This is a genomic window from Actinoplanes sp. DH11, from assembly GCF_020873875.1.
Taxonomy (GTDB): Bacteria; Actinomycetota; Actinomycetes; order Mycobacteriales; family Micromonosporaceae; genus Actinoplanes.
Genome location: NZ_JAHWGU010000029.1, coordinates 61,954 through 86,414, shown reverse-complemented (window position 1 = coordinate 86,414; position 24,461 = coordinate 61,954). Strand labels below are relative to the sequence as shown.

Annotated in this window: 19 protein-coding genes; 10 read left to right on the top strand and 9 right to left on the bottom strand. The window is 71.1% G+C overall.

The features are described 5' to 3' along the window. The first annotated feature begins 60 nt into the window (after positions 1 to 60). The gene (locus LPA41_RS32765; RefSeq protein ID WP_229074991.1) at positions 61 to 726 is read left to right on the top strand and encodes a DNA alkylation repair protein; all 666 of its coding nucleotides are present in this window, start codon (positions 61 to 63) and stop codon (positions 724 to 726) included. Between the two features lie 356 nt (positions 727 to 1,082). On the opposite strand, the gene LPA41_RS32760 is transcribed toward LPA41_RS32765, so the two are convergent. Beyond that, positions 1,083 to 1,280 (bottom strand): AlpA family transcriptional regulator, encoded by a 198-nt coding sequence (locus tag LPA41_RS32760; protein ID WP_229074990.1) that lies wholly within the window; start codon positions 1,278 to 1,280, stop codon positions 1,083 to 1,085. 65 nt (positions 1,281 to 1,345) lie between these two features. Beyond that, on the bottom strand, positions 1,346 to 2,077 hold the full coding sequence (locus LPA41_RS32755; RefSeq protein ID WP_229074989.1) for a GntR family transcriptional regulator: 732 nt from the start codon (positions 2,075 to 2,077) through the stop codon (positions 1,346 to 1,348). 16 nt (positions 2,078 to 2,093) lie between these two features. On the opposite strand from LPA41_RS32755, the gene LPA41_RS32750 reads away from it, so the two are divergent. Beyond that, positions 2,094 to 4,880 (top strand): FAD-binding and (Fe-S)-binding domain-containing protein, encoded by a 2,787-nt coding sequence (locus LPA41_RS32750; protein ID WP_229074988.1) that lies wholly within the window; start codon positions 2,094 to 2,096, stop codon positions 4,878 to 4,880. A gap of 521 nt (positions 4,881 to 5,401) precedes the next feature. Further along, positions 5,402 to 6,673, top strand: a complete 1,272-nt coding sequence (locus LPA41_RS32745; protein WP_229074987.1) for a lysozyme — start codon at positions 5,402 to 5,404, stop codon at positions 6,671 to 6,673. A gap of 9 nt (positions 6,674 to 6,682) precedes the next feature. On the opposite strand, the gene LPA41_RS32740 is transcribed toward LPA41_RS32745, so the two are convergent. Then, positions 6,683 to 7,543: an AraC family transcriptional regulator gene (locus LPA41_RS32740; RefSeq protein ID WP_229074986.1), complete on the bottom strand. Its 861-nt coding sequence runs from the start codon at positions 7,541 to 7,543 to the stop codon at positions 6,683 to 6,685. A 100-nt stretch (positions 7,544 to 7,643) separates the two neighbouring features. On the opposite strand from LPA41_RS32740, the gene LPA41_RS32735 reads away from it, so the two are divergent. Then, complete coding sequence (locus LPA41_RS32735) at positions 7,644 to 8,585, top strand: NADP-dependent oxidoreductase (RefSeq protein ID WP_229074985.1); 942 nt, start codon at positions 7,644 to 7,646, stop codon at positions 8,583 to 8,585. A 59-nt stretch (positions 8,586 to 8,644) separates the two neighbouring features. Here the strand turns inward: LPA41_RS32735 and LPA41_RS32730 are convergent, their stop codons facing one another. From LPA41_RS32730 to LPA41_RS32720, 3 genes are all read right to left on the bottom strand, one after another. Next, positions 8,645 to 10,894: a bifunctional diguanylate cyclase/phosphodiesterase gene (locus LPA41_RS32730; RefSeq protein ID WP_229074984.1), complete on the bottom strand. Its 2,250-nt coding sequence runs from the start codon at positions 10,892 to 10,894 to the stop codon at positions 8,645 to 8,647. Positions 10,895 to 10,904: 10 nt separating this feature from the next. Further along, positions 10,905 to 12,101: an FIST signal transduction protein gene (locus LPA41_RS32725; protein WP_229074983.1), complete on the bottom strand. Its 1,197-nt coding sequence runs from the start codon at positions 12,099 to 12,101 to the stop codon at positions 10,905 to 10,907. 67 nt (positions 12,102 to 12,168) lie between these two features. Beyond that, positions 12,169 to 13,518: a macro domain-containing protein gene (locus tag LPA41_RS32720; protein WP_229074982.1), complete on the bottom strand. Its 1,350-nt coding sequence runs from the start codon at positions 13,516 to 13,518 to the stop codon at positions 12,169 to 12,171. An 80-nt stretch (positions 13,519 to 13,598) separates the two neighbouring features. On the opposite strand from LPA41_RS32720, the gene LPA41_RS32715 reads away from it, so the two are divergent. Genes LPA41_RS32715 through LPA41_RS32705 form a run of 3 tightly spaced genes read left to right on the top strand, consistent with a single transcriptional unit; the run spans position 13,599 to position 16,583 of the window. Further along, positions 13,599 to 14,132 (top strand): hypothetical protein, encoded by a 534-nt coding sequence (locus LPA41_RS32715; protein ID WP_229074981.1) that lies wholly within the window; start codon positions 13,599 to 13,601, stop codon positions 14,130 to 14,132. Then, positions 14,129 to 15,886, top strand: a complete 1,758-nt coding sequence (locus LPA41_RS32710; protein ID WP_229074980.1) for a hypothetical protein — start codon at positions 14,129 to 14,131, stop codon at positions 15,884 to 15,886. The genes LPA41_RS32715 and LPA41_RS32710 overlap by 4 nt, the downstream gene beginning before the upstream one ends. 7 nt (positions 15,887 to 15,893) lie before the next feature. After that, positions 15,894 to 16,583 carry a TIR domain-containing protein gene (locus LPA41_RS32705; protein WP_229074979.1) on the top strand — a complete coding sequence of 230 codons (690 nt, stop codon included), beginning with the start codon at positions 15,894 to 15,896 and terminating at the stop codon, positions 16,581 to 16,583. 49 nt (positions 16,584 to 16,632) lie between these two features. Here the strand turns inward: LPA41_RS32705 and LPA41_RS32700 are convergent, their stop codons facing one another. From LPA41_RS32700 to LPA41_RS32690, 3 genes are all read right to left on the bottom strand, one after another. Continuing rightward, positions 16,633 to 18,249: a cellulase family glycosylhydrolase gene (locus LPA41_RS32700; RefSeq protein WP_229074978.1), complete on the bottom strand. Its 1,617-nt coding sequence runs from the start codon at positions 18,247 to 18,249 to the stop codon at positions 16,633 to 16,635. Positions 18,250 to 18,739: 490 nt separating this feature from the next. Next, positions 18,740 to 19,357: a DUF6518 family protein gene (locus LPA41_RS32695; RefSeq protein ID WP_229074977.1), complete on the bottom strand. Its 618-nt coding sequence runs from the start codon at positions 19,355 to 19,357 to the stop codon at positions 18,740 to 18,742. 107 nt (positions 19,358 to 19,464) lie between these two features. Further along, positions 19,465 to 20,202, bottom strand: coding sequence for a HEAT repeat domain-containing protein (locus LPA41_RS32690; protein ID WP_374238236.1), 738 nt, complete (start codon positions 20,200 to 20,202; stop codon positions 19,465 to 19,467). Positions 20,203 to 20,361: 159 nt separating this feature from the next. Here LPA41_RS32690 and LPA41_RS32685 point away from each other — a divergent pair, with 159 nt between their 5' ends. From LPA41_RS32685 to LPA41_RS32675, 3 genes are all read left to right on the top strand, one after another. Beyond that, on the top strand, positions 20,362 to 21,306 hold the full coding sequence (locus LPA41_RS32685) for a PDR/VanB family oxidoreductase (RefSeq protein ID WP_308036648.1): 945 nt from the start codon (positions 20,362 to 20,364) through the stop codon (positions 21,304 to 21,306). A 12-nt stretch (positions 21,307 to 21,318) separates the two neighbouring features. After that, positions 21,319 to 22,506 carry a cytochrome P450 gene (locus LPA41_RS32680; RefSeq protein WP_229074974.1) on the top strand — a complete coding sequence of 396 codons (1,188 nt, stop codon included), beginning with the start codon at positions 21,319 to 21,321 and terminating at the stop codon, positions 22,504 to 22,506. 65 nt (positions 22,507 to 22,571) lie between these two features. Next, positions 22,572 to 24,431: an adenylyl cyclase gene (locus LPA41_RS32675; protein ID WP_229074973.1), complete on the top strand. Its 1,860-nt coding sequence runs from the start codon at positions 22,572 to 22,574 to the stop codon at positions 24,429 to 24,431. Positions 24,432 to 24,461 lie beyond the last annotated feature (30 nt).

Here is a 24,461-nt window from a genome sequence, read left to right as displayed (position 1 = left end):
CGCCGATCGCCGTGCTCGAGTGCCCGCCTCCGCCCGGCTGATTCCCGTTAGCATGCCGGGGTGTCCCTGACTGCCGAGTCCTTTCTCGACATCCTCCGCCCGCACGGCAACGAAGCGGAACGCGCCAAGATCCAGCGATATCTGCACACCGGCCCCGACACGCAGGTGATGGGCGTCCGGATGAAGGTCACCTTTGACACCGCGCGGGCTTTCACCCAGGCGCCGCTGTCCGAGGTGGTACGCCTGCTGGAGAATTCGTACTACGAGGCCCGCGTCGGTGCCGTGAGCGTCCTCGACTTCAAGGCGCGCCGCCCGGACGCCGACCGGCGCGCGCTCTACGACACCTACCTCGACAACCACGACCGGATCGACAACTGGGACCTGGTCGACCGGGCCGCCCCGCGGGTGGTCGGCTGGTATCTGCTCGACAAACCCCGGGACCCGCTGTACGAACTCGCCGCGTCCCCGGACCGCTGGCGCCGCCGGACCGCGATCACCGCGACCTTCTTCCTGATCCGCAACAACGAGGTGGACGACGCGCTGGCCATCTCCGAGCGCCTGCTCGCCGACCCCGAGCCGCTGATCCTGAAGTCGGTCGGCACCGCCCTGCGCGATGTGGGCAAGGTGGACCCGGAGCGGCTGTCCGCCTTCCTCACTGAGCACGGCGATCGGATGACGCGCCCGACGCTGCGGGTGGCACGCACGCACCTCGACCCGGCTTCCTGACCGCCACAGCCCTCGGCGGCACCGGACACGCCGAGATGTTGATCGGCTAGCGCTACGAAATCGCGGTGATCATGGCCTTGAAACCGCGATTTCGCATCGCTAGCAGATCAACAAGGCCACGCCGCGCCCATCTCGCGGCCGCCGCAGCGACGTGCCGGACGGGCGGTGGACGGCGCCTTGCCCAGCGGGGTTCAGGGGCTCGAGGCGAATGCGGACGTCAGGGCGTCAGACACCCAAGCTTTCTTGAATGTCAAGCTGCGGCGGGTTGTGTGCGGTGTGACCAGAGATGGCTCGCGTGCTCGGGCTGCGGCGCCGCTGATCGGGACGCGCCGGCCGCCTCTGCGGGCGGCGCGCGGTCAGGTGTCGTTGAGGTAGGGGCGGCGCTTGCGGATCCAGGCCTCCACGTCCTTGGTCAGCCAGATCTTGCCCTGGCGCAGGTCGGCGACCGGTTCGGGGAAGTCGGCCCGCGAGGTGATCTTGTAGATGCGCTGGCGGGAGATCCCGCCCAATCGGACCCGGATCTCGTGGGCGCCCATCAGGCGTAGCCGCGGCATGGTCGCATTCTGCCCGCAGCGGAGGTGATCCCGCTGACCCGTACGGCCTATCGCATCGACAAATATCAGTGCGGCAGGTTCGCCACCAGCAGGTTCCGGGTGGATTCGAGGTGGGTGCGCATGGCCGTCTCGGCCGCGGCGCCGTCGCGGGCCAGCACGGCGGTGACGACCGGCTCGTGCTCGGCGTGGATTTCGGGCAGGGTGCGGCCGCTGGCGGTGGTGGGGTGGCCGAGCAGGGCCGTGGTGGTGCGCAGCCGCTCCACGATGGCCGCGGTGCGGGGTCGGCCGGCGGCGCGCAGCAGCAGGTCGTGCAGGGTGCGGTCGGCCGGCCAGAACGCGGTGTCGTCGCCGCGCGCGGCAGCGGCCGCCATGGCTGTCAGGGCGGCGCGGATGGTGGCGTGCTGCTCGTCGGTGCCGTGTTCGGCGGCGTGCCGGGCGGCGGGCGGTTCCAGGGCCAGGCGAATGCCGATGATCTCCTCGATGTCGTCGGCCTGCGGTGGCAGGACCCGGAAGCCGCGGTTGCGCCGGATCTCGACCAGGCCGGCCTCGGCCAGGCGCAGCAGGCCCTCGCGGACCGGGCTGCGGGAGACGCCCAGCAGGTCGGCGAGCTGGTAGACCGAGTACGTCGTGCCGGGCCTGAGCTGCCCGGCGGCGACACCGTCACGCACGGCCTGCGCGACGCCGTCAGCGAGGGACGGCGCATCCGGCGGCAAGGCAAGTGCGGGGGGCGACGCGTCGGGCGGCCCGGCGGTCGAGGAGGCGGGGGAGGGGGCATCCGGCGGCGCGAGACGAGGCACGAGTAACATGTTACCCATGAGCGAGAAGCCGAACGACGTGGTGGGCGCCCTGCAGCGGGCCGGGCTCGAGGTGCGTGCCGACGCCGGCACCCGGGGGATGTATGCGTCCGACGCCTCGCTCTACCGGATCCCGCCGCTGGCCGTGGTCCGCCCCCGGCACGTCGACGAGGTGGCCGCCGCGCTCGCCGTCGCCCGCGAGACCGGGGTGCCGCTGACCTCGCGCGGCGCCGGCACGTCGGTGGCCGGCAACGCCGTCGGCCGGGGCATCGTGCTCGACTTCTCCCGGCACCTCAACCGGGTCCTCGAGATCGACCCCGACGCCCGGACAGCCGTGGTCGAACCCGGCACCGTGCACGCCGTGCTGCAGAAGGCGGCCGTGAAGCACGGCGTGCGGTTCGGGCCCGACCCGTCGACGCATCCGCGCTGCACCATCGGCGGGATGATCGGCAACAACGCGTGCGGGTCGCGGTCCCTGGCGTACGGGCGGACCTCCGACAACGTCGCCGCCCTCGACCTGCTCACCGCGGCCGGCGAGAAACTGACCACCGGCCCGGACGGCGTGCACGGCGCCGACTCGGTGATCGCCGGCGTCAAGGACGTGATGAGCGCCCACCTGGCCACCGCGCGCACCGAGTTCGACAGGTTCGGCCGGCAGGTCTCCGGTTACGCCGCGCACCACCTGCTCCCCGAGCGCTTCGACCTCACCCAGGCCCTGGTCGGCTCCGAGGGCACCCTCGCCGTGATCACCCGGGCGACCGTCAAACTGGTCACCGACGCCACCGTGCGGGTCGTCGTGGTCCTCGGCTTCCGCGACATCGTCGCCGCCGGCCAGGCGTCCCCGGCCGTGGTCGCGCACGGACCCACCTCCTGCGAGGGCCTCGACTCCCGGCTGCTCGACGTGCTGCGCGCCCGCCGCGGCCCGGACGCGGTGCCGCCGCTGCCGCGCGGCGGGGCCTGGCTCTTCGTCGAACTGGCCGGCGACGACCAGGGCGAGGTGGTGGCCCGGGCCCAGAAACTGGCCGCCGACGGCATCGCCGACGACGCCCTGGTCGTCGAGGACCCGGCCACCCAGGCCCGGCTGTGGCGCATCCGTGAGGACGGCGCCGGCCTGGCCGGGCGCGCACCCTCGGACAAGCCGGCCTGGCCGGGCTGGGAGGACGCGGCGGTGCCGCCGGAGAAGCTGGGCGCCTACCTGGCCCGCTTCGACGAACTGGTCAGCGCGTACGGCATGACCTCGGCGCCGTTCGGGCACTTCGGGGACGGTTGCATGCACGTACGCCTGGACCTGCCGCTGGACCAGCCGGACGGTACGGCGGTGATGCGCGCGTTCCTGACCGACGCGGCGAAACTGGTCGGCGAGTTCGGCGGTTCCCTCTCCGGCGAGCACGGCGACGGCCGGGCCCGCTCCGAGCTGCTGCCGCACATGTACTCGGCGGACGCGATCGCCCTGTTCCGCGGCATCAAGCACGCCTTCGACCCGGGCAACCTGCTCAACCCCGGCGTGCTCGTCGACCCGGACCCGGTCGATGCCGACGTGCGGGCCGCGGGACGCTTCCCCGTCAAACACCTGGCGATGGCCTATCCGCACGACGACGGGGACCTCGCTCGGGCCGTACACCGCTGCACCGGTGTCGGAAAATGCCGTGCCGACAACTCCGCCGCAGGCGGGGTGATGTGCCCCAGCTTCCTGGCCACCCGGGAGGAGAAGGACTCCACCCGCGGGCGGGCTCGGGTGCTGCAGGAGGTGGTCCGCGGCGAGCTGCCGTTCGCGCACCCGTCCGTGCACGACGCAATGGACCTCTGCCTGGCCTGCAAGGGCTGCGCGTCGGACTGCCCGACCGGCATCGACATGGCCACCTACAAGTCCGAGGTGCTGCACCAGACCTACCGGGGGCGGCTGCGGCCGCGGTCGCACTACACGCTCGGCCGGCTCCCGCTGCTGGCCCGGTTCGCCGGCTGGGTGCCACGCCTGGCCAACCTCGGCACCCGGCTGCCCGGCATCCGCCGGCTCGCGCTCTGGGCCGCCGGCGTCGACCGGCGGCGCAGCGTGCCCGCCTTCGCGCGGCGCCCCTTCCGGCGCACCTTCACCCCCGGCGCGGCGCAGGGCCGCACCCCGGTGGTGCTCTTCGCGGACTCCTTCTCCGACGCCTTCTCACCCGAGGTGGCGGAGGCGACGGTACGGGTCCTGCGCGCGGCGGGGTACGAGCCACAGCTCCCGTCCGGCACCGTGTGCTGCGGCCTGACGTGGATCACCACAGGTCAGCTGGACTCGGCCAAGAAGATCCTCGGCCGTACCGTCCAGGCCCTAGCCGCCGACGCCCGCCGGGGCATCCCGATCGTCGGCATCGAACCGTCCTGCACCGCCGTGCTCCGCTCCGACGTGCACGAACTGCTGCCCGGCAACGAGGACGCCGCGATCGTCGCGAAGTCCGTGCACACCCTCGCCGAACTGCTCGCGCAGACCCCCGGCTGGACGCCGCCGGACCTGACCGGCGTCGACGTGGTCGCCCAGCCGCACTGCCACCACCACGCCGTCCTGGGCTGGAAGAGCGACGCCGACCTGCTCGCCGAGACCGGCGCCAGCGTCCGCCGCCTCGCCGGCTGCTGCGGCCTGGCCGGCAACTTCGGCGTCGAGATCGGGCACTACGAGGTCTCGGTGGCGGTGGCCGAGCAGAACCTGCTGCCGGCCCTGGACGCGGCGCCGGACGCGGTCGTGCTCGCCGACGGCTTCTCCTGCCGCACCCAGATCGCCGACCTGCGGGACCGCCCGGCGGTGCACCTGGCCCAGCTCCTGGACCGCTGACCCCCGGCCCATACGGGGGTGTCCGCACGGTTCGCCCGCGCGGCGGGTTGGCTTGCGGCGGGTTCGCCCGCGGCGGGTTCGCCCGCGGCGGGTTCGCCCGCGGCGGGTTCGCCCGCGGCGGGTTCGCCCGCGGCGGTTGGCCTGCGGCGGGTTGACCTGCGGCGGGTTCGCCCGCGCGCCGGTGTTGATCTGCTAGCGCTACGAAATCGCTGTGATCAAGGGGTTGAAACCGCGATTTCGCATCGTTAGCAGATCAACATCTCGCCATGGACGGAGCCTGCCCCGCTGATCCAAGCCGGCCTGTCGTCGGCACGGTGCGCCGGTGCGCGGGCGCGCTCGCCGGCATCGAACGGATTAGGCCGGACGATGCGTGGCCCGCCCGGCCGGTGCCGTGCGGTGCGCTGCCCGGGCGGATCCCACCACCCGTCGCGGCAAATCGGACGTTCCACTCTAGGCGGGGCGGATTCCCCTGGTTCAGGCTTGTCCCCGAAATGCGGAAATCTCACGCGCTAGGGGAAACCATGCGTCTCCAGGCCATCGCTCTCACTCTCGTCACCGGCCTCTCCGTCACCGGCCTCTCCGTCCTCGGACCGGCCCCACCCTCGATCGCCGCGTCGTCCACCCTCCAGCAGACTCCCGTCGCTGTCGCCGCCACGCCGACGGGCCGTGGCTACTGGGTCGCCACCCGATCCGGCGAGGTCGCCGCGTACGGTGACGCCCCCGCCGTCAAGGATCTGCCCGACCTGAAGGTGCGCGTCGCGAACATCGTCGGCGCGGCCGCCTCCCCGTCCGGGCGCGGCCTCTGGCTCGCCGGCGCTGACGGTGGTGTGTTCGCCCTGGGTGACGCCGGGTTCCACAAGTCTTTGCCGGGCCTCGGCGTGCGCGTCTCGAACGTCGTGGGGATCGCCGCTACGCCGTCGGGGCGTGGCTACTGGCTGGCGGGTGCTGATGGTGGTGTGTTCGCTTTCGGTGACGCCGGGTTCCACAAGTCTTTGCCGGGCCTCGGCGTGCGCGTCTCGAACGTCGTGGGCATCACCGCCACGCCGTCCGGGCGCGGCTACTGGCTCACCGGATCCGACGGCGGCGTCTTCGCCTTCGGCGACGCCGGATTCTTCAAAAGCCTCGGCGGGGTACGCCTGAACGCGCCCGTCACGGGAATGACGCGGACACCCACCGGCGGCGGCTACACGATGGTGGCCCGCGACGGCGGGATCTTCACCTTCGGCGATGCCCGGTTCCTCGGCCGCCCCACGGTGGCGAACGTGCCGCAGGCCCCGGCGGCGGGAACCCGCCAGCCGGCCCGCAACCTGACCGTCTCCGGCGCCGGTGTCGAGTTCATCGCCCTGTGGGAGGGGTTCCGGGCGGCGCCCTACGACGACGGGTACGGCACGTGCACCGTCGGATACGGGTTCGCCCTGCACGCGGGCCGGTGCACGGCCGAGGAGAAGCGGCAGCGGATGGATCAGGACCTGGCCAAGTCGATGCTGCGGGACAAGGCGGAACGCACGTACGCGAGCGCGCTGCGGTCCGCGCACCCGGATCTGCCGTTGCGGCAGGCGGAGTTCGACGCGCTGGTGTCGCTGGTCTTCAACACCGGGCCGGGGCCGGTGCGCACCGGTACCGTCGGCGCGACGCTGCGGGCCCGCGACTACGCCAAGGTTCCGAAGGATCTGCTGCTCTACGTGAACGCGGGCGGCCGCAAGGTGTGTGGCCTGTACAGCCGCCGGGTCAGCGAGGGGAACCTGTTCACGAACGGGTCGTACGCCCGGCTCAGTCCGCGCTGCCCGTTCTGACCGGAGGCCTCATCGCTGTCTGCGGTATCTGCCGGGCGCGGTGCCGTACTGGCGCTTGAACGCGGTGGCGAACGCGAACTCCGAGGTGTACCCGACGTCGGTGGCGACGGCGCTCAGTGGAGCGTCGTCGCCGCGCAGCCGCCGTGCGGCAGTGGTCAGACGCCACCAGGTGAGGTAGCTCAACGGCGGCCGGCCGACGAGGGCGGTGAAGCGGCGGGCGAACGGCGCCCGTGACAGCCCGCCCTCGGCGGCGAGGCCGGCGACGGTCCACGGATGGGCGGGGTCGCGGTGGATGGCCTGCAACGCCGCCGCGGTGACCGGGTCGTTGAGGGCCGCGGCCCAGCCGGTGGTGTGCGGCACGGGTTGCCCGTCGAACCAGTCCCGCAGCAGGTACAGCAGCAGGGCGTCGAGGAGCAGGGGTACGAGCGCGTCAGTGCCCAGCCGGGGGCGTGCCAGTTCGGCGGCGAGCTGGTCGACGGCGGCGTGGAGTCCGGGATGCCGGCCGGGCCGGGCCGGAATGTGGATCAGTTCCGGCAGGTCGTACAGCAGCGGGTGCATCAGGGTGGGGTCAAGCTCGTAGGCGCCGCAGAGCGTCACGGTCGCCGGGCCCGTGGTGTCCGGTGCGGCGGGTGGGTGGCCGGCCAGGGTGTGGCCCCGGCCGTGCGGGCGGAACACGATGTCCCCGGCCGCCAGGTGGAGGGGTTCGGTGTCCGGGCGGGTCAGCCAGCACGGTCCGGCCAGGTTCACGTGGAAACCCGCGGCGCCGGGCACCGGAGCGAAGTACTGCGACCAGGGCGCCTGCCATGTCATCTGTTTCGAGCGGGGCTGACCGGTGCGCATGACCGCGAGCACGTCGCTGAGTACGTCCATCGCGTCACCCTACGGCGACAGAGACGATCGCGTATGAAAGGCAGATCGCAGCGTATAGGTTGTCTTCGCTGCGGGGCCGAGGATGGAGAGCGTGAAAGCCATGCGCATCCATCAGTACGGTGACCCGTCCGTGATCCGCCACGACGATGTTCCCCGCCCGGTGCCCGCCGACGATCAGGTTCTCGTCGAGGTCGCCGCGACGTCGTTCAACCCGTCCGAAATCGGGCTGCGCCGCGGCCTGCTGCGGTCGATGTTCGCGCTCGACATGCCGTACACCCTGGGCACTGATCTCGCCGGCGTGGTCGCCGAGGTCGGCCGCTCGGTGCGCACCGTCAGCGTCGGTCACCGGGTGGTCGGCCGGCTCGACGGGGGTGCCGCCGCCGACTTCGCGGTCGCGGCAGCCGAGCACCTGGTGCCCGCACCGGCTGCGATCCCGCTCGCGCACGCCGCGGCGCTGCCGGTGGCCGGGGTTACCGCCTGGCAGGCGGTGTTCGTGCACGCGGACGTCGCGGCGGGGCAGCGGGTGCTGATCAACGGCACCGGCAGCATCGGCGGTGTCGCCGTCCAGCTCGCCAAGCAGGCCGGGGCGCATGTCGTCGCGACCGCCGGTCCGGGCCGCACCGAGGCGGTCCGGGGGTTCGGCGCCGACCAGGTCGTCGACTACACGACCACGGCGCTCGCCGACGCGCTGGACGAGCCGGTCGACGTCCTGCTGAACTTCGCCGCGGTCGAGACAGAGCAGGCCGAGCTGCTGATGCCGCTGGTCCGGCCCGGTGGCATCCTGGTGTCCGCCACGGTCGAGGTCGAGCACCTCACCCCGCCACAGATCCGCTCGACGCGGTTCGTGGTCACCAACGACACCGAGCATCTCACGGCGCTGGTGAAACTGATCGACGCCGGCCGGCTCCGCGTCGACATCGCCGCGTCCCGTCCCCTCGCCGACCTCGCGTCGGTGCACCGTGATGCCGAAGCGGGACGGCTGCCCGGCAAGACGATCCTCACGCCGGCGGCGCCCGGCAACCGGTCCGGGCCCGCGCGATGAGTCCGCGCCGGCGCGACGAGCCCGTACAGGCGCGACGAGCCCGCACAGGCGGAGATGCCTCACCCGCGGGAGATGGTGATCAGATCCGGTCGGGGGAGCCGGATGACGTCCGCGAAGAGCCGCGGATCCATGGGCCGGTGCAGGTGGTACCCCTGACCGAGGTCACATTCCATCCGTACCAGAGCCTGCAACTGTTCGGCGTCCTCGATGCCCTCGGCCACGACCTCCAGGCGCAGCGCCCGCCCGAGGTCGACGACCGCGCGCACGAGGGCGTTGTCCTGCGCCGAGGTGGTCACGCCGCTCACGAAGCTGCGGTCGATCTTCACCTGGTCGACGGGGAACTGCCGGAGGTAGGACAGCGACGAGTACCCGGTGCCGAAGTCGTCGACCGCGAGGCGTACCCCGCGCTCCTTGATGAGCCGCAGGTTCGTCAAAGCCCTCGCCGGATCGGTCGTGAGCACGGTCTCGGTCAGTTCGAGGGTGAGCGCGCTCCCCGGCACGCCCGCGAAGTCCAGCGCGTCGGCCACGTCCGTCACGAACCGGGGATCGATGATCTGCCGGGCGGAGACGTTCACGCTGACGGTGAGGCCGGGCAGCGACCGGCGCCAGCCGGCGACCTGTGAGAGGGACTCGCGCAGCACCCACCGGCCGATCTCGTTGATCAGGCCGGTCTCCTCGGTGATCGGGATGAACTGGTCGGGCGGTACGAGGCCGCGGCGCGGATGGTGCCACCGCAGGAGTGCTTCGGCGCCCTCGAGTTCGCCGGTGCCCAGCCGGACCAGTGGCTGCACGTCGAGCCGGAACTCGCCGGCGGCCAGGGCGTTCTGCAGGTCGGCGCGCAGCTCCAGCCGGGCCAGTTGTTCGGCGTGCATCTCCGGTTCGAAGACCACCACCTGGCCGGACCCGGCTCGCTTCGCCCGGTACATGGCGACGTCCGCGTTGCCCAGCATGTCACCGGCCGCGGTGCAGTCCGCCCGGGTCGCGATGCCGATGCTGGAACCGATGTAGACCGGCCGGCCCGCGACCTGGAACGGCTCGGCGACCTGGACCGCGATGCGTTCCGCGACCGCCTGGGCCTCCTCGACCGCCCGGGCCTCCTCAACCGCGACCCCTTCGAGCAGCACGGCGAACTCGTCACCACCCAGCCGGGCCGCCATGTCACCGGTTCGCAGGCAGGCGAGGATGCGTTCGCTCACCGCGGCGAGCAGTTCGTCGCCCGCGTTGTGACCCAGGCTGTCGTTGACCGACTTGAATCGGTCGAGGTCGATGAACAGCACGACGACGGTCCCGATCCGGGGATCCTCCAGGATCTGGTCGAGACGTTCCAGGAAGCGTTTGCGGTTGGGCAGGCCGGTGAGCGGGTCGCGGTACGCCTCCCGGACCGCCTCCACGGTGCGCGCATCGGTCAGCGCCAGACTGATCTGCTGACCGAACGCGGACATCAGGCCGGCGTTCTCCGCGGCGGGGTCGGTCGCGTCGAGCCCGACCGCGACCAGGCTCCCCGCCACCACACCGCTGACGTGGACCGGGGTGGCGAGCGTCAGCTCACCGGACGGCCCGGACCGGCACACCGTCTCCTCCGCGGCGATCGCCTCGGCCGCGGGTTCCCGGGCGGCGTTCGCTGTGCCGGCCGGCTCCGGCCAGTGCGCCCGCGAAGCCACGATGAGGCTGGCGGGTTCTGCCGGGTCGGCCAGCACCAGCGCGATCGGGGCCTGCCCCAGCAGTCGCGAGGCGCCGTCCGTGACGGCGTCCAGGACCGACTGCAGCGGTTCGCGCCGGGAGATCGCGCGCTGGATGGACAGCAGCGTCTCCAGCAGGGCCTGCCGGGCGCGGACCGCCTCCAGCAGTTCCAGTCGCTGCCGGGCTTCGAGCGCCCGTTCCTCCCGCAGTGCCCGCTCGGTGGTGAGGATCCGCAGGTTGCGCAGCGCCAGCCCGAGGACCTGGGCCATGCCTTGCAGCATCTGCCGTTCCTCGGTGCTGAACTCGTCGTCGACACGCGCGACCACGAGTTCGCCGTCGATGTCGCTGCCGAGGCCGGCCTGAGCTCCGTTCGCCTCACCCAGCAACGGCAACTCCACCACCGGTTCACCGTGGAAGGCCGGACGCAACTGTTCGGCCAGGACCGTCACGGGCAGACCGGTCAGGCCGCGTACCCCGTCGTCACCGGCCAGCAGGACCGCGCCCACCTCCGCGTCGAGGGCCTCCAGAGCCCGTTCCACGGCGACCCGGATGGCCACCTCCTCGTCGGCGGAGGCGCTGACCGCCGTGAAGTACTCGGTCAGCTGGTGCGTCGACCAGTGCAAGGTCATGGGCGGTTGCTCAGGCGATCGCGAGGGTCACGACGGTGAGCCGGTGCAGGCCACGTGCTCCCCGGGTGCGCGCGAACTCGCCGTAGCTGTAGAAGCCGGCCAGGGGAGCACCACCGGTCTCCCGTTCGATGGCGGCGATCTCCCGCTCCACCCCGTCCGGGCCGAGCACCGCCTTGCGGATGCCGCAGTCGAAGGCCAGGAACCCGACCGGGTCGGCGCCGTCCAGCGCGTCGACGGCCTGCCGGCACGACACCGCTCCGGCGTCGGCGATCGACCCCTCCTCGGCGCCCATCACCCACGCCAGGGCACCCTGCGGGGTGTCGGCCAGGAACAGCAGTGACCGGTCCTCCGGGTCCCAGCTGTGCGCGATCCGGATGTCCTCACCGGTACGCCGGGACAACCCGAGCGGCTTCGCGAAGGCAGCCGCCTCGAACGCCCCCGCGTTCTCCAGCACCGCGGGGTCGATGCCGGTACGCTCCAGGAAGACGTCGAGAGCCGGTGCGCCGTCGAGCTCGTACAGTCGCCCTTTCTCGCTGCGGGTCACGATCATCGGCTCGCCGCGCTTGTGCCAGCCGTGCGCGATGCCGACCCCCAGTTTCGCGTCGGAGCCCAGGGCCACGCCGACGACCGCGTCCGTCAGCACCTCCACCCCGTCGCGGTCACCGAAGAACAGATGGGTCAGGGTCAGCCGCATGTCGTCACCGGCGCACCCGCCGACCAGCGGCACCATGGCGGTCGCGACGGAGTAGGCGCCCCGGACCACCTCGTCCTGTTCGCCGAGCAGCCCGTCGCACAGCAGCAGGCCCGCCCGGTGCTCCTTGGTCAGCTCGGCCACGCCCGCCGCGGCAACGGCGCCGGCTTCCTGCCGCGAGGCCGACGCGTTGCGGGCCACCGAGGCACGCACCTCGAGGCCGGGACCACCCATCGCCACGATCACCACGCTCTCGGAGGCGACGTCCCCGTAGCCGGGGGTCAGGTGACCGGCCGTGGTGCAGCCCACGATGACGGTGCCGGCGTCGGCCTGCGCCCGGACCGCGTCCAGCAGGCGCGCGAAGTCGTAGCGGACGGCGCAGTAGACGATCAGCAGGGCCGGGCTCCGGCCGGCGATGGCCTGGGTTGCCGCGGCAGTGCCCGCCGCCGCCGCGTCCGGGCTGTCGCTGTAGCCGGTGCCCATCCAGCGCGCTGCCTGCTCGGTCCGCTTCTCCATGCCGTTGACATCGGCGGCGAAGGGGCGAACCTGAGCGTACGGGCGTCCGGCACCGCTCCGCGCCGGGCTACCGACTGGTGACGGCAAGGTCGAGACGGTCGGCGACCTCGTTCAGATCGATCCCCGCGAGCTCCTGGGGCCGCACGACGACGCGAAGTTCCGTGCTCATCCAGGTCGAAGTGTTGTGGCTGATGAACGAGTTGATGACGGCGACCGCCAGCGCGGTGGGCGTCGCGGCCGGGATACGTGACAGACCGGAACCCATCAGCGGAACGGCGACCGGCTGCAACTGTCCGTACAGATGGACGGCCTCCCACAGGCGTTCGAGGCTGCTCGTGAGGTCGGACAGGGAGGAGCGAGCTATCAGATCATTGCCCATGTGGCTGTAGGCGAGCGCGAACAGCAGACGTTCACCCAGGCGGAGCGGGGCAACGGTACCCAGGGGGAATCGCACGAGTTTGCCGTGGCGCTTGCCGGCCCGGGTCTCCCGCCCGGCGGGCTTGACGTCCTTGAGTGCGGTACGTAGACGCCGGTCGATAAGGTCCCGATCGCCACCGAAGAGCCGGCGGGTGGTCTCCGCTTGGAGTGACCGCCCGTTGATGACCCGATCTGCTCGCGTGTCGGTGTCGAACGTGTCGGTGAAGCCAACGACCAGATGCGCGTCCTGGTGCGCGAAGATGTCGCCCGCCACCACGGAGACGGTGAACGCCGGGGGACCCTCGATCCGGCGGCGAAGGGGCTCGCGTGGACGGCGACGCACCTTCTCCTTCAGGGCGGACACTGCTTCGGCGAGTCCTGCCTCCCGGAGTACCTCCGCGTCGCATCGCGCGGACACGGCGAGCGCCTTGTCGTCGTCGCCCATGGCGAGGCTGGCCCGGAGCAGCTCGCACTCGGCCAGCCTGTGCAGCCGGTGCAGTTCGGAGATCACCGGCCCGGCGAACGGCAGGCGCTCCACGTCCTGCAGCGGGTTGCCGCGCCAGAGGAACATCGCCTCCTCGAGCAGGGTGACCGCTGTTGCGGCGTCCGACCGCTGCGCCTGCTCGACCATCCGGCGGAACCTGCGAAAGTCGATCTGATCGACGCCGAGGCAGAGCCGATAGGCCGTTCCCGAGCCGGACGTGATGGTTTCGATAATTGATTTCCCGGCGGCTTTCCGGATAAGGGTGATCCGTTTCTGGATCTCGGTACGTTCCGGGCGGCCGACCTGCCGTCCGTCCCGCCATACGTCGCGATGCAGAAGATCCGTTGCGACCGGCTCGTCGGCCCTCGTGGCAAGCCGGAGAAGAACGGCGCGTGCCTTGGGTGGAAGGGGTCGGACGGCCCCATTGGCGATCAACTCGGTTCGGCCCAGGGCGTTCAGGGTCGGAAGGGCAGCGGAAGCACGACGGAAGCGGTCGGGGTCTGTTGCGGGAACCATCCTTGATATTTCCTTAAGCGACGGCGACCGGACGGTACTCACATTTGTCGTGCTATTGATCAAGAGCAATGGGATGAAGCATGTATGCGGATCTTCTCAAAGCGGTCATGGTGTTGCTCCCGGTTCTGGTCGGGGCGGCGGCCGCCGCCGTGCCGACCGTCCTCGTCGAGAGGTCGAGGCAGCGGGTCGTGCTGGACACGCGGTGGGACGTCGCGATCCAGAACGTGAGCGCGAACTTCGCCACATCCGCGCGGGCCTTGCTCGACCTGGCGGAGCAGCACGCGAAAGCGAGCGAGGCGGAGCAGAAGGAGGTGCTGGAGAGGATGACGATGGAGAGGGGTCGGCTTCACATGCTGATGGCAGAGGTACGGATCCTTACCGACCACCGGGTTCAGCTGGCGGCCCGCCGCGTGGTCCGGCACACCTGGGCCCTGCAGGCCCTCCTCGCCACCGGCACGGATCCGAGAGCCACTGACTTTCCGTACGCCGGCCCGCGCGAGCGGACTCTGTCCAGCTTGTTCGACTTCTATCGGGCGGTGCGCCGGCAACTTCGGGTACCGCATGCCGACGAGCTGGCGTCGCTGAACCCGCCCGTTGTGGGGGAGCGGTCGTGACGTCCGCACCGGTCCGTACCAATGATGAGCACCACGAGCCGGACCGTGGCGAGGGGCTGTCCTCGTTCACGGTGCGGCCCAGCACGCCGACGCGACAGCTCTGTGCCGCGATGAACATGGACGAACGACTCCGGAACGCCGTGCTGGACGTGTTCCAGGGCCGGGGGGAGAGAGGCTGGGCGCCGAACTTCGGGGTGGACAGTGTCGCAGTGATCCGCCATGCCTGGCGTGCTCGCCGGTGGCGCTCCGCGATCGATGCCCTGACGAGCCTGACCATCGTCGGCTGTCTGGCCACCCTTCTCGCCGGATGGTGGTCGCGGGGTGCTCTGCCGCAGGTGGGAGTCGCCGTCGCGGTGATCGTGTTCGGCTTCCTGATCCGGCGTCTGCTGAGGTGGCGGAAGGTTACCCTGCTCGGCGGGCTCAGCCGGCTCTGGAAACGGAGGGAAGCCGGCCGGCGGGTTCTCGCGTCGATCGCTGTCCTGGCCGTCGGTGGAGTAGCAGTCGTGGCTCGATCACTGAGCGGCGCGCTGCGCCAGCAGGACGCCGTGATCGTCGGCGCGGGGTTGGTCGCGGTCGTCCTGATCGGCGGGGTGTACGCCTTCGTCATTGTGGGCTGGGGGCGTGGCTGCTTCAAGGACGACCAGTCGTCGGCATCGGTGAAGCCCCTCCGCGAGCAACCCAGCACGGTGCCGCGGCGGTGGGAGGCCAGGCTCGCGGCGCTCGCGGATCATCCGGATCCGGTCCAGTCCGATGTCGACTCGGTGGCCCGGCTGATCGTCTACGACATGCCGGCGCGCCGCGAGTTGTTCGGCAACAACCCGTTCGTGGGCAGCGGAGCCTGTCTCGGGCAGTTCCAGATCCACATCGACGTGCAGAAAGGCCGGAAAGACGCGAACGGCAAACGTAGAGAGCCCAAGAAGGTCGGGTTGGTAAGTCTGCACCGGGCCCTGGAGCGGATCGCGCAGAACGAGGACATGCCGATGGCATGGTCGGGATACCGCACCTACGTCAACGGTCTGCGCATCGGTGAGCTGCCCGAGTGGCTTGATCATCCGACCGGTCCGCCGGTCAGTTATGTGCCGCTCCCCTCGGCGCTGCGGGCGCTGGAGACGCCCACGGCACTCCAGCGGACCTATCTCTGCGTGCAGGTACCGGTCATGCGCTGGGACGAGAACATCATTCTCACGCTCTTCGTCCGTGCGGACCTGACCGGGCAGTTCTTGATCCTGCACAGCGAACTGCTGATTCTGCCCGGGATTGGGCATGTCACGCCGGCGTGGGCCGGGAGCCTGCCCAACGACATCTGGACACATCTGGGACTGTCCGCCCGGTTCGCCGTGCGGTACTCCTGGGCGGACGCGGCCGGTAGCCCTGGTCGCCTCGCGCGAGCAGCCTTCCGGCTCCTTCGTCGGCACTGGTGGCGATGGCGGATCTGGCTCCGGGTCCTGCACAAGAGAAGTCTTCAGCACGGCGCCGTCTTCTCGATCCGGGAAAAGCTGACGGAGGGTGCGGTGATCGTTGATCCGATGGCTATCCAGGACATCAAGCGGACGACGTCATTCCTGCTCCAGGCGTTGCGGGCCGGACTGCAACGTTATCTGGAGGAGCGGGACGTGGACACCTCGAAGCTCGAGGACGAGGTCCGTTCCGTGGTCAAGAACCAGCACATCAAGATCGACAAATTCCGGGCGCGGAACGCCACCTTCGGTGACAACGCTTCGATCAATGACGACTCTGACGACGAAGAGGAGTAGCGCGAGCATGGCGCAGAGAAGTGAAATCACAGCGCGGGATCTCCATGGCCGGAACATCATGTTCGGCGATCACAGTCACGTCAATGAGGGCAGTTCGGGCGGGTCGGAGAAGGCATTGGCCAAGCCGGCCCGGAAGGGTAAAGGCAAGAAGATCTTCGTGATCCACGGAAGGGACGCGGCGGCCCGGGATGCGGTCTTCGAGGTGTTGCGGGCGCTGGGGCTCAAGCCGCAGGAATGGGAGCATCTGGTCAAGGCGACGGGCAGCGCGACGCCGTCCCTTGCCGACGTGCTCGACCGGGCGGTCAAGGACGCGCAAGCTGTGGTTGCCCTGCTCACCCCCGATGACATCGTCCAGCTCCACCCGGATCTGCGATCTGCCGGTGACTCGGCGGCGGAACAGGCGGCCGGCTGCCAGCCACGGCCCAACGTCTATCTCGAATTGGGGATGGCCTTGGCCGTCATGCGGGAGCGGACCATCATTCTGGAGGCCGGAACCATCCGGCGTTCGGCGGACCTGAGCGGCCTCAACTATGTGACTATCGATGAGTCGATCCAGTGGTGCAACAAGCTCGCGCAGCGACTGGAAAACGCCGGCTGCCCGGTCGATCGGTCCGGTACGGATTGGCATGAGCCACGCCGGTTCACCGGCCTGGCCGCGTATCGGCGGCGCTGTGCCGCTGGGACGGATGCCGCCTGACGGGCCGGTGCCGCTGGGTGCGGCGCCGACCCGTACCGATGGCGGTGGCTCAGTTGCAGGCGGTGCCGTTGAGCTTGAAGCCGGTGGGCGCCGCGGCGTTGCCGGTGTGGTTGGCCTGGTAGCCGATGGTGACCGAGCCGCCCGGTGCCAGCGCGCCGTTGTAGCCGGCGTTCGTCGCGGTCACCGTGCCGCTGGCCGGGGAGTAGCCGGCGCTCCAGCCGGAGACGATGCTCTGCCCGGTGGCCAGGGTGAAGGCCAGGGTCCACCCGTTGACGGCGGTGGTGCCGGTGTTGGTGATGGTGAGGCTGTTGGTCAGGCCGGTGCCCCACGCGTTGACCGCGCTGCTGACCCGGCAGGTGCCGGTACCGCCGGGGCTGGTGCTCGGCGAAACACTCGGCGAAACACTCGGTGACGCGCTGGGCGACGTGCTCGGGGAGGTGCTCGGCGAGGTGCTGGGCTGGCTGCCGCCGGCGGCGCTGATGATGGCGTCGATGATGCCCTGCTGGGTCACCGTGACGGAGGCGCGGTTGAACAGGCCGAACCCGTACTGCCCGTTGTAGCCGTTGTCCCAGTACGCGGTGGCCGCACCGTACTTCTTGGCGGCGGACACCACGGCGCGCGCGTAGTCGGCGCGGTACCTGTTGTTGGCCGGGTCGTGCGTCGTCTTGTCGATCGAGCCGTACTCGCCGACGAAGACCGGGTAGCCGCGCGTGACGAAGGTGTCGTACATCTTCTTCATCTGCCCGTCCAGGAAGTCCTCCTGGCCCCACACCGACTTCTTCGCCGGGTTGGTCGCGCCCGCACCCCACTGCGTGATGGTGCCGTCCTCGGTGCCGGTGAAGTCCCACGGGTCGTAGTAGTGCACCGAGATCATCAGCCGCTGCTCGCCGGCGGGGATGCTCGACGACCGGTACTGATCAGTCGGGATCACGAAACCGTGGTTCCCGGCGGTGTAGTCGATGTTGGTGTTCCAGCCGGGCACCAGCAGCCAGCGGGAGGCGTTGGTGCCACCGGTACGGCGTACGGTGTCCACGAAGATCTGGTTGTAGGCGTTGATGTTCGAGTAGCAGGGCTGCGTCGGGTTGCCGTACTGCCCGTCGAAGTTCTCGTTCATCGACTCGAAGATCAGGTGCTCGTCGTAGCCGCGGAACCGGTTCGCCACCTGCTGCCAGACCTTCTGATACTTCTCCCGGATCGTGGTCTGCGACGCCGCGTCGCAGATCAGCCAGGAACCGGCGACACTCTTGTAGCCGTCACCGTGCATGTTGATCAGGACGTGCAGGCCCCGGTTGTACGCGTAGTCGACGACCTCCTGGATCCGGTTCAGCCACGCCGCGTTGATCGTGTAGTCCGGGCCGGCCCCGATGTGTCCCAGGTACGAGACCGGGATCCGGATCGTCTTGAAGCCCGACGCCCGCACCCGGTCGATGAGCGCCTGCGTCGCCGCCGGATTACCCCAGGCCGTCTCGTTCGGGACGCCGTTGAGGTTGGCCTCGAGCGTGTTGCCCAGGTTCCACCCGGCACCCATGTCGGCGACCAGCTGCGAAGCGGTCCGCTGCGCCCCGACGTCGGCCGAGGCCGACACCGTCACGCCGTACACACTCGCCGCGACGGCCAGGCCGGCGGCAAGGAACGCCAGGCCGGCCCTCCTCACTCTCGAACTCATGGAAGTTTCCCTCTCGTCGGTCTCGAGCGCTGGGACCGGCCGAGGTCGGGCTTGGGGAAAGCCGGCGATCGGTGCGGACAAAAGCGCTGGGAGCGCTCCCATCATTGCAAACCATCTATACGTTGTCACCTCCACCCGAAGAGGCGCGGGGCGATTGGGTGGGGCGGGGAGCGCGGCGTGGGGCCGCGGGCGGGCGCGGGTGGCGCGGTTGATCACGACAGGATCGGCTGCGTCGGGCCCGCGCCGCGGTGTTGATCTGCTAGCGATGCGAAATCGCGGTTTTGACCCCTTGATCACAGCGATTTCGTAGCGCTAGCAGATCAACATCTCGACAGGGGCAGGCGCGAGAGCGGCGCGACGAGGCTGGAGCCGGGCGGACGCGGGTGTGATACGCGGGCGGCTCCCGCTGGACGGTGATCGTTGTGCGGTGCCTGCGCGTGAAGGCGCCCGGCTTGCGCATGAGGCGCCCGGCTTGGGCGGGCGCCGGCTCTCAGCGGAAGCCGGTGATCGTCAGCAGGAGCCAGCCGCCGGCGGTCAGCGGCACCGACCACGCCAGGGCGAGCAGGCGGTCGCGCCACGTGCGGCCCAGCAGCGCCGTCGCCAGCAGGCCCAGGAAGATCACCAGGGCGGCGTACGACAGCAGGTCCCCGGTCTCGTAATTCGGATCGCCGAGCCGCAGCAGCGAGATCAGCCCCTCGGCGAACAGGACCGCGGCCGGCAGTGCGAGTGCCGGCAGCCGCAACCGGCCGGGGGAGCGGGCCAGCACCCCGCCGCCGCCGAACACGACGCCCGCGACCACGCCGAAGCCCATCCACAGCAGGGCGGTGGCGTTGTACAGGGTGGACCAGTCGTCGTTCTGGATCAGCGCGGCGGCCAGGTAGTAGCTGGGCACCGCCACGACCAGGCAGGCGATCGCCCCGGCGACGGCGACCGGCAGGCGCCACGGGTTCAGGCGGGTCAGCAGGAACGCGGCGACCGCCCACACGGCCAGGGAGTTGCCCAGGTCGGCCACGGGTGACGGCAGGTACTTGATCCAGACGAAGTCCAGGACACCCAGCAGCAGGCCCGCGACCGGAGCCACCACGGCCACAGGCCACTTGATCATCATGGTCGGGATCCTATGGAGGCGCGGGCGGCGGGCGGATCGGCTTGCGGGCAGAGCCCAGGCGTACGGGGGTCCGCCGAAAGTCGCAGTGCCGGGCGGGCCGGTGGGCGTTACGACCCGGGCGTGGCCCATGGGCCGGCCCACGGGTCGTCGGCCGGATCGGGCGGGGCGAAGCGGCTCAGGCACCACTGCCCCCAGGACCTGACCCAGGCGTCCGCCTCGTCGGCGAGCATGGCTTCCACCTCGGGCAGCAGGGCCGTGAGCTGGGATCTTCCGACCGTGACGATGCCGTGCGAGCGAAGCAGGGGATCCGGATCGGCGAGCAGGTGGCGGACGGTATCGATGAGCAGGTCCCCGAGCGTGGGGGTGGTGAGCTCCCACGCGAGCAGATGGGCCGCCATGCGGCGCCGCTCGAGACTGTCAGCGGTGAGTTCGGGCAGCAGGTCGTCGAGGGTCAGCCGGTTCAGCAGACGCAGCGCCCGGAGGTCGGCAGGCACTCGGGAGCGCGCGTGAGCGACGATCTCGTCGGTGGCCTCGGCCCGGCGGCGGGGGCCGGATTCCCGGTCGTGGCACAGGTTCCAGATCCCGGCCCGGACCACCGGTTCCTCATCGGAGTCCACCGCCCGGTCCAGCGCCGTTCGGGCGTCGAGGCCGACCGCCGGCACCATCAGTAGTGACTCACCGGCGCGGATGCGCCGCTCGGGCGACGGGTCACCGCCGAGGACCGCGATCAGCGCGGCCTCGTCCAGTGGCAGCCGTTCCCCGAAGATGCCGACGTCGCACCGCTCCCGATCTCGGTGAGGAACAGTCGATACGCCGCCGGGAGGGTGACATCCGCACCCGGACATCGTCGACACTCGCCACCGCGCAAGCCTGTGCGTGCCGTCCGGGGAGGACAACCCGCCAGCCCGGACCGGGCCGAACTTGTCTCTCGCTCAGTGAGAAGGTGCCTGGTACCGCTGTGACCGCCGTCGCATTCTGGCGGCTCGATGTCACAGGAGGTTCACGTGGCCGAAACACGAACTCTGCGCGTGACCGGCAGACGGCCGGTCGCCGACGGTGTGGTGGCGCTGACCCTGGCCGATCCGGCGGGGGCGCGGCTGCCGGACTGGACGCCGGGCGCTCACCTCGATCTGGTGCTGCCCGGCGGGCTGGTGCGCCAGTACTCGCTCTGCGGTGACCGGTGGGACCCGTACACGTACCGCATCGCGGTGCTGCGGGAACCGGGCGGGCGCGGCGGGTCCGCGTACGTCCATGATGTTCTCGAAGTGGGGGAGACCGTAGGTCTCGGTGGGCCGCGCAACAATTTTCCGCTGGTGCCCGCGCGGCGCTACCTGTTCGTCGCCGGCGGCATCGGGATCACCCCGCTGCTGCCGATGATCCATCAGGCGGATCTGCTGGGCGCGGACTGGCGGCTGCTCTACGGCGGGCGCAGCGAGGCGAGCCTCGCGTTCCGGGACGACCTGGCCGGCTACGGCGATCGGGTGCTGATCAGGCCGCAGGACCGGTACGGGCTGCTGGACCTGCCGGCCTTCGTCGCCGGGCACGCCCCGGGTACGCGTGTCTACTGTTGCGGGCCCGCGCCGCTGCTCGCCGCGGCCGAGCGGGCGTGCGCGGGCCTGCCGCCGCACACGCTGCGTACCGAACGGTTCGTGGCCGCCGGGGACGGCACCGCGGCGCGCGGCACGGCGTTCGAGGTGGAGCTGGCCCGCACCGGGAAGGTCCTGACCGTTCCGGCCCACTCGTCCGTGCTCGACGTGGTCACCGCGGCCGGCGCCGAGGTGCTGTCGTCGTGCCGGCAGGGCGTGTGCGGCACCTGCGAGGCCACGGTGTTGGCCGGCGAACCGGAGCACCGCGACAGCGTCCTCGACGACGCCGAACGCGCCGCCGCCACCTGCATGTTCGTCTGCGTGTCGCGCTCACGCACGGACCGCCTCGTCCTCGACCTGTGAAAGGAGCGTGCCGTGCTGACACCGGACAGTGACGCCGACCCGTTCGACCACGCGAACCTCGAGGACCCGGGACCGCTGCACGAGAAACTGCGCGAGGCCGGCCCGGTCGTGCGCCTCGCCCGCTACGACACCTACGCGCTGGCCCGGTACGAGCACGTGCACGCCGCGCTCACCGACTGGCAACGCTTCCAGTCCGGCGCCGGTGTCGGGCTCAGCAATTTCCGGTACGAGAAACCGTGGCGCCCGCCCAGCCTGCTGCTCGAGGCCGACCCGCCGCACCACGACGCCCCGCGCCGGGTCCTCACGAAGATCATCGGGCCGCGATCGCTGCACCGGCTGCGGGACAGGTGGGCCGCCGAGGCGGACGCGCTGGTGGACCGGGTGCTCGACGGCGGCGGCACCCTCGACGCGGTGCCGGGCCTGGCGGAGGCCTTCCCGCTGCGGGTCTTCCCGGACGCCGTCGGCATCCCCGCCGAGGGCCGGGCCAACCTGCTGCCCTACGGCGATCACCTGTTCAACGCGTTCGGCCCGCCCAACGACCTGGTCGCCCAGGGCAACCCCCGGATCGCCGGGCTGTCCGCCTGGGTGAACGCGCAGTGCGCCCGAGACGTGCTCACCCCCGGCGGGTTCGGCGCCGACATCTGGGCCGCCGCCGACCGGGGCGAACTCACCGGAGAGCAGGCGCCGCTGGTGGTGCGCTCCCTGCTGTCCGCGGGCGTCGACACCACCGTGCACGGGCTGTCCGCGGTGCTCTACGCCTTCGCCACCAACCCGGCACAGTGGCAGCGGCTGCGCGACCAGCCGTCGCTGGCGCGGGTGGCCTTCGACGAGGCGGTGCGCTGGGAGTCGCCGGTGCAGACGTTCTTCCGGACCGCCACCACCGACGTCACCGTGGACGGGACCACGATCCCGGAGGGCGCGAAGATCCTGATGTTCCTCGGCGCCGCCAACCGGGACCCGCGCCGCTGGGACGACCCGGACCGCTTCGACCTGGGCCGCGACCCGTCCGGGCACGTCGGGTTCGGCATGGGCCTGCACCAATGCGTCGGCCAGCACATCGCCCGACTGGAAGCCGCCTCCCTGCTGACCGCCCTGGCCCGCCGGGTGACCCGCCTCGAACTGGCCGGGCCGGTGCGCCGGCACCACAACAACACCCTGCGTGCCTGGCGCAGCATCCCGATCCGGCTGCACCGGAGCTGACGAACATGCGTATGACAGGAGAATCCGTGACACAGTCGACAAGCACCAGGAGCGGGCGGGGAGGCGTGACCCTCGCTGTCCTCGCGGCCTCCGGCATCCTCGCGGTCGCCGGGCCCGCCCCGTCAGCGCAGGCCGCGAGCGCCCCGGACTTCGGGCCCAACGTCAAGATCTTCGACACGCGTACGCCGGTCGACGAGATCAACGCCTACCTGCGGAGCATCTCGGCGGAGCCGGAGTTCAGTGGCAACCGGCACGCGGTGTACTTCAAGCCGGGGACCTACGGCAGCGCCGCCGGCCAGGACAACCCCGCCACCGCCACCGGCATCGTCAACAGCGAGGTCGGCTACTACACCTCGATCGCCGGGCTGGGGGCCTCGCCCACCAGCGTCCGGATCAACGGCGCGCTGCACTCCGAGCCGCGGCAGAACGCCGACGGAAGCTCCGACGGGCTGACGAACTTCTACCGGTCGCTGGCGAACCTCTCGATCAACCCGATCCAGCGGCCGGTGGGTGCCGACGCCCAGCGGGCCAGGCCCGAAGGCGTCGCGCCGGCACACACCATGCGCTGGGCGACCTCCCAGGCGTCCTCGCTGCGCCGCGTCGACATCCGGGGCGACCTCGACCTCAACGGCGCCTACGGTGCCACGCTCTTCGGCACCGTGATGGCCGACAGCCGGGTCAGCGGCACCGTCAACAGCGGCGGCGACGCCGGACCGGGCCAGGCGCAGTACTACGTGCGGGACAGCCAGATCGGCGGCTGGCGCGGCGGCTCGGCCAACCTGGTCTTCTCCGGGGTGCGGGGCGCGCCGGCGAGCGACCTCACCGGCCGCGGCATCACCACGCTGGCGACCACCCCGGTGTCGCGGCCGGCGCCGTTCCTCACCGTGACCGGCGACGAGTACGCCGTCGTCGTGCCGAAGGCGCGCACCGACGCCGCCGGGGTGAACTGGGGGGCCGCCGGCACCACCCTGCCGATCTCCCGGTTCCACATCGCCAAGCCCGGCACCGACACCGCCGCCGGCATCAACGCGGCCCTCGCCGCCGGCAAGCACCTGATCCTCACCCCCGGGATCTACCGCCTGAACGGCCCGATCAGGGTGACCCGGCCCGGCACCGTCGTCATGGGCATGGGGTACGCGACCCTGGCACCCACCGGCGGGCGTGCCGCGATCGAGGTTGGCGACGTCAAGGGCGTCGTCCTCTCCAGCCTGCTCGTCGACGCCAGCCCCGGCACGGACGTCCTGGTCAAGGTCGGCACCGGCGGCGCCACCGGCATCGGTGACGCCACCGACCCGACCACGCTAAGCGACCTGTTCGTCCGGATCGGCGGCGCCCAGGCCGGTTCCACCCGGACCGCGCTGCGCATCGACCAGAGCAGGGTCATCCTCGACGACTCCTGGCTGTGGCGCGCCGACCACGGCACCGGCGTCGGCTGGACGAGCAACACCAGCGACACCGGTCTCGTCGTGAACGGCACCGACGTGACAGCCCTCGGCCTGTTCGTCGAGCACCACCAGAAGAATCAGGTGGTCTGGAACGGTGAGCGCGGCCGGACCATCTTCTATCAGAGCGAGTTCCCGTACGACCCGCCGAACCAGGCCGCCTGGACGGACGGAACGAGGGAGGGGTACGCCTCGTACCAGGTCTCGCCCCGGGTGACCACGCACGCGGCGACCGGCACGGCGATCTACACGCTGTTCCTGGACTCCACGTTCGCCGGTGCCCCGGTGCGGGCCTGGACGTCCATCGAGGCACCGCGGCGCGGCAGCGTCCGGTTCACGTCGATGACGACAGCGGTCATCGCCTTCGGCGGCGGGATCCGGCACATCGTCAACGACACCGGCGCCGCCGTCGACGCGACCCGGCCCAACCAGGTCGTCCCCGGCTTCGCCGCCGCCGCCCGGCTGGCGGCGTACCCCGGCTGAGCACCGGCTCGGTGCCGCGACCCGCACGGC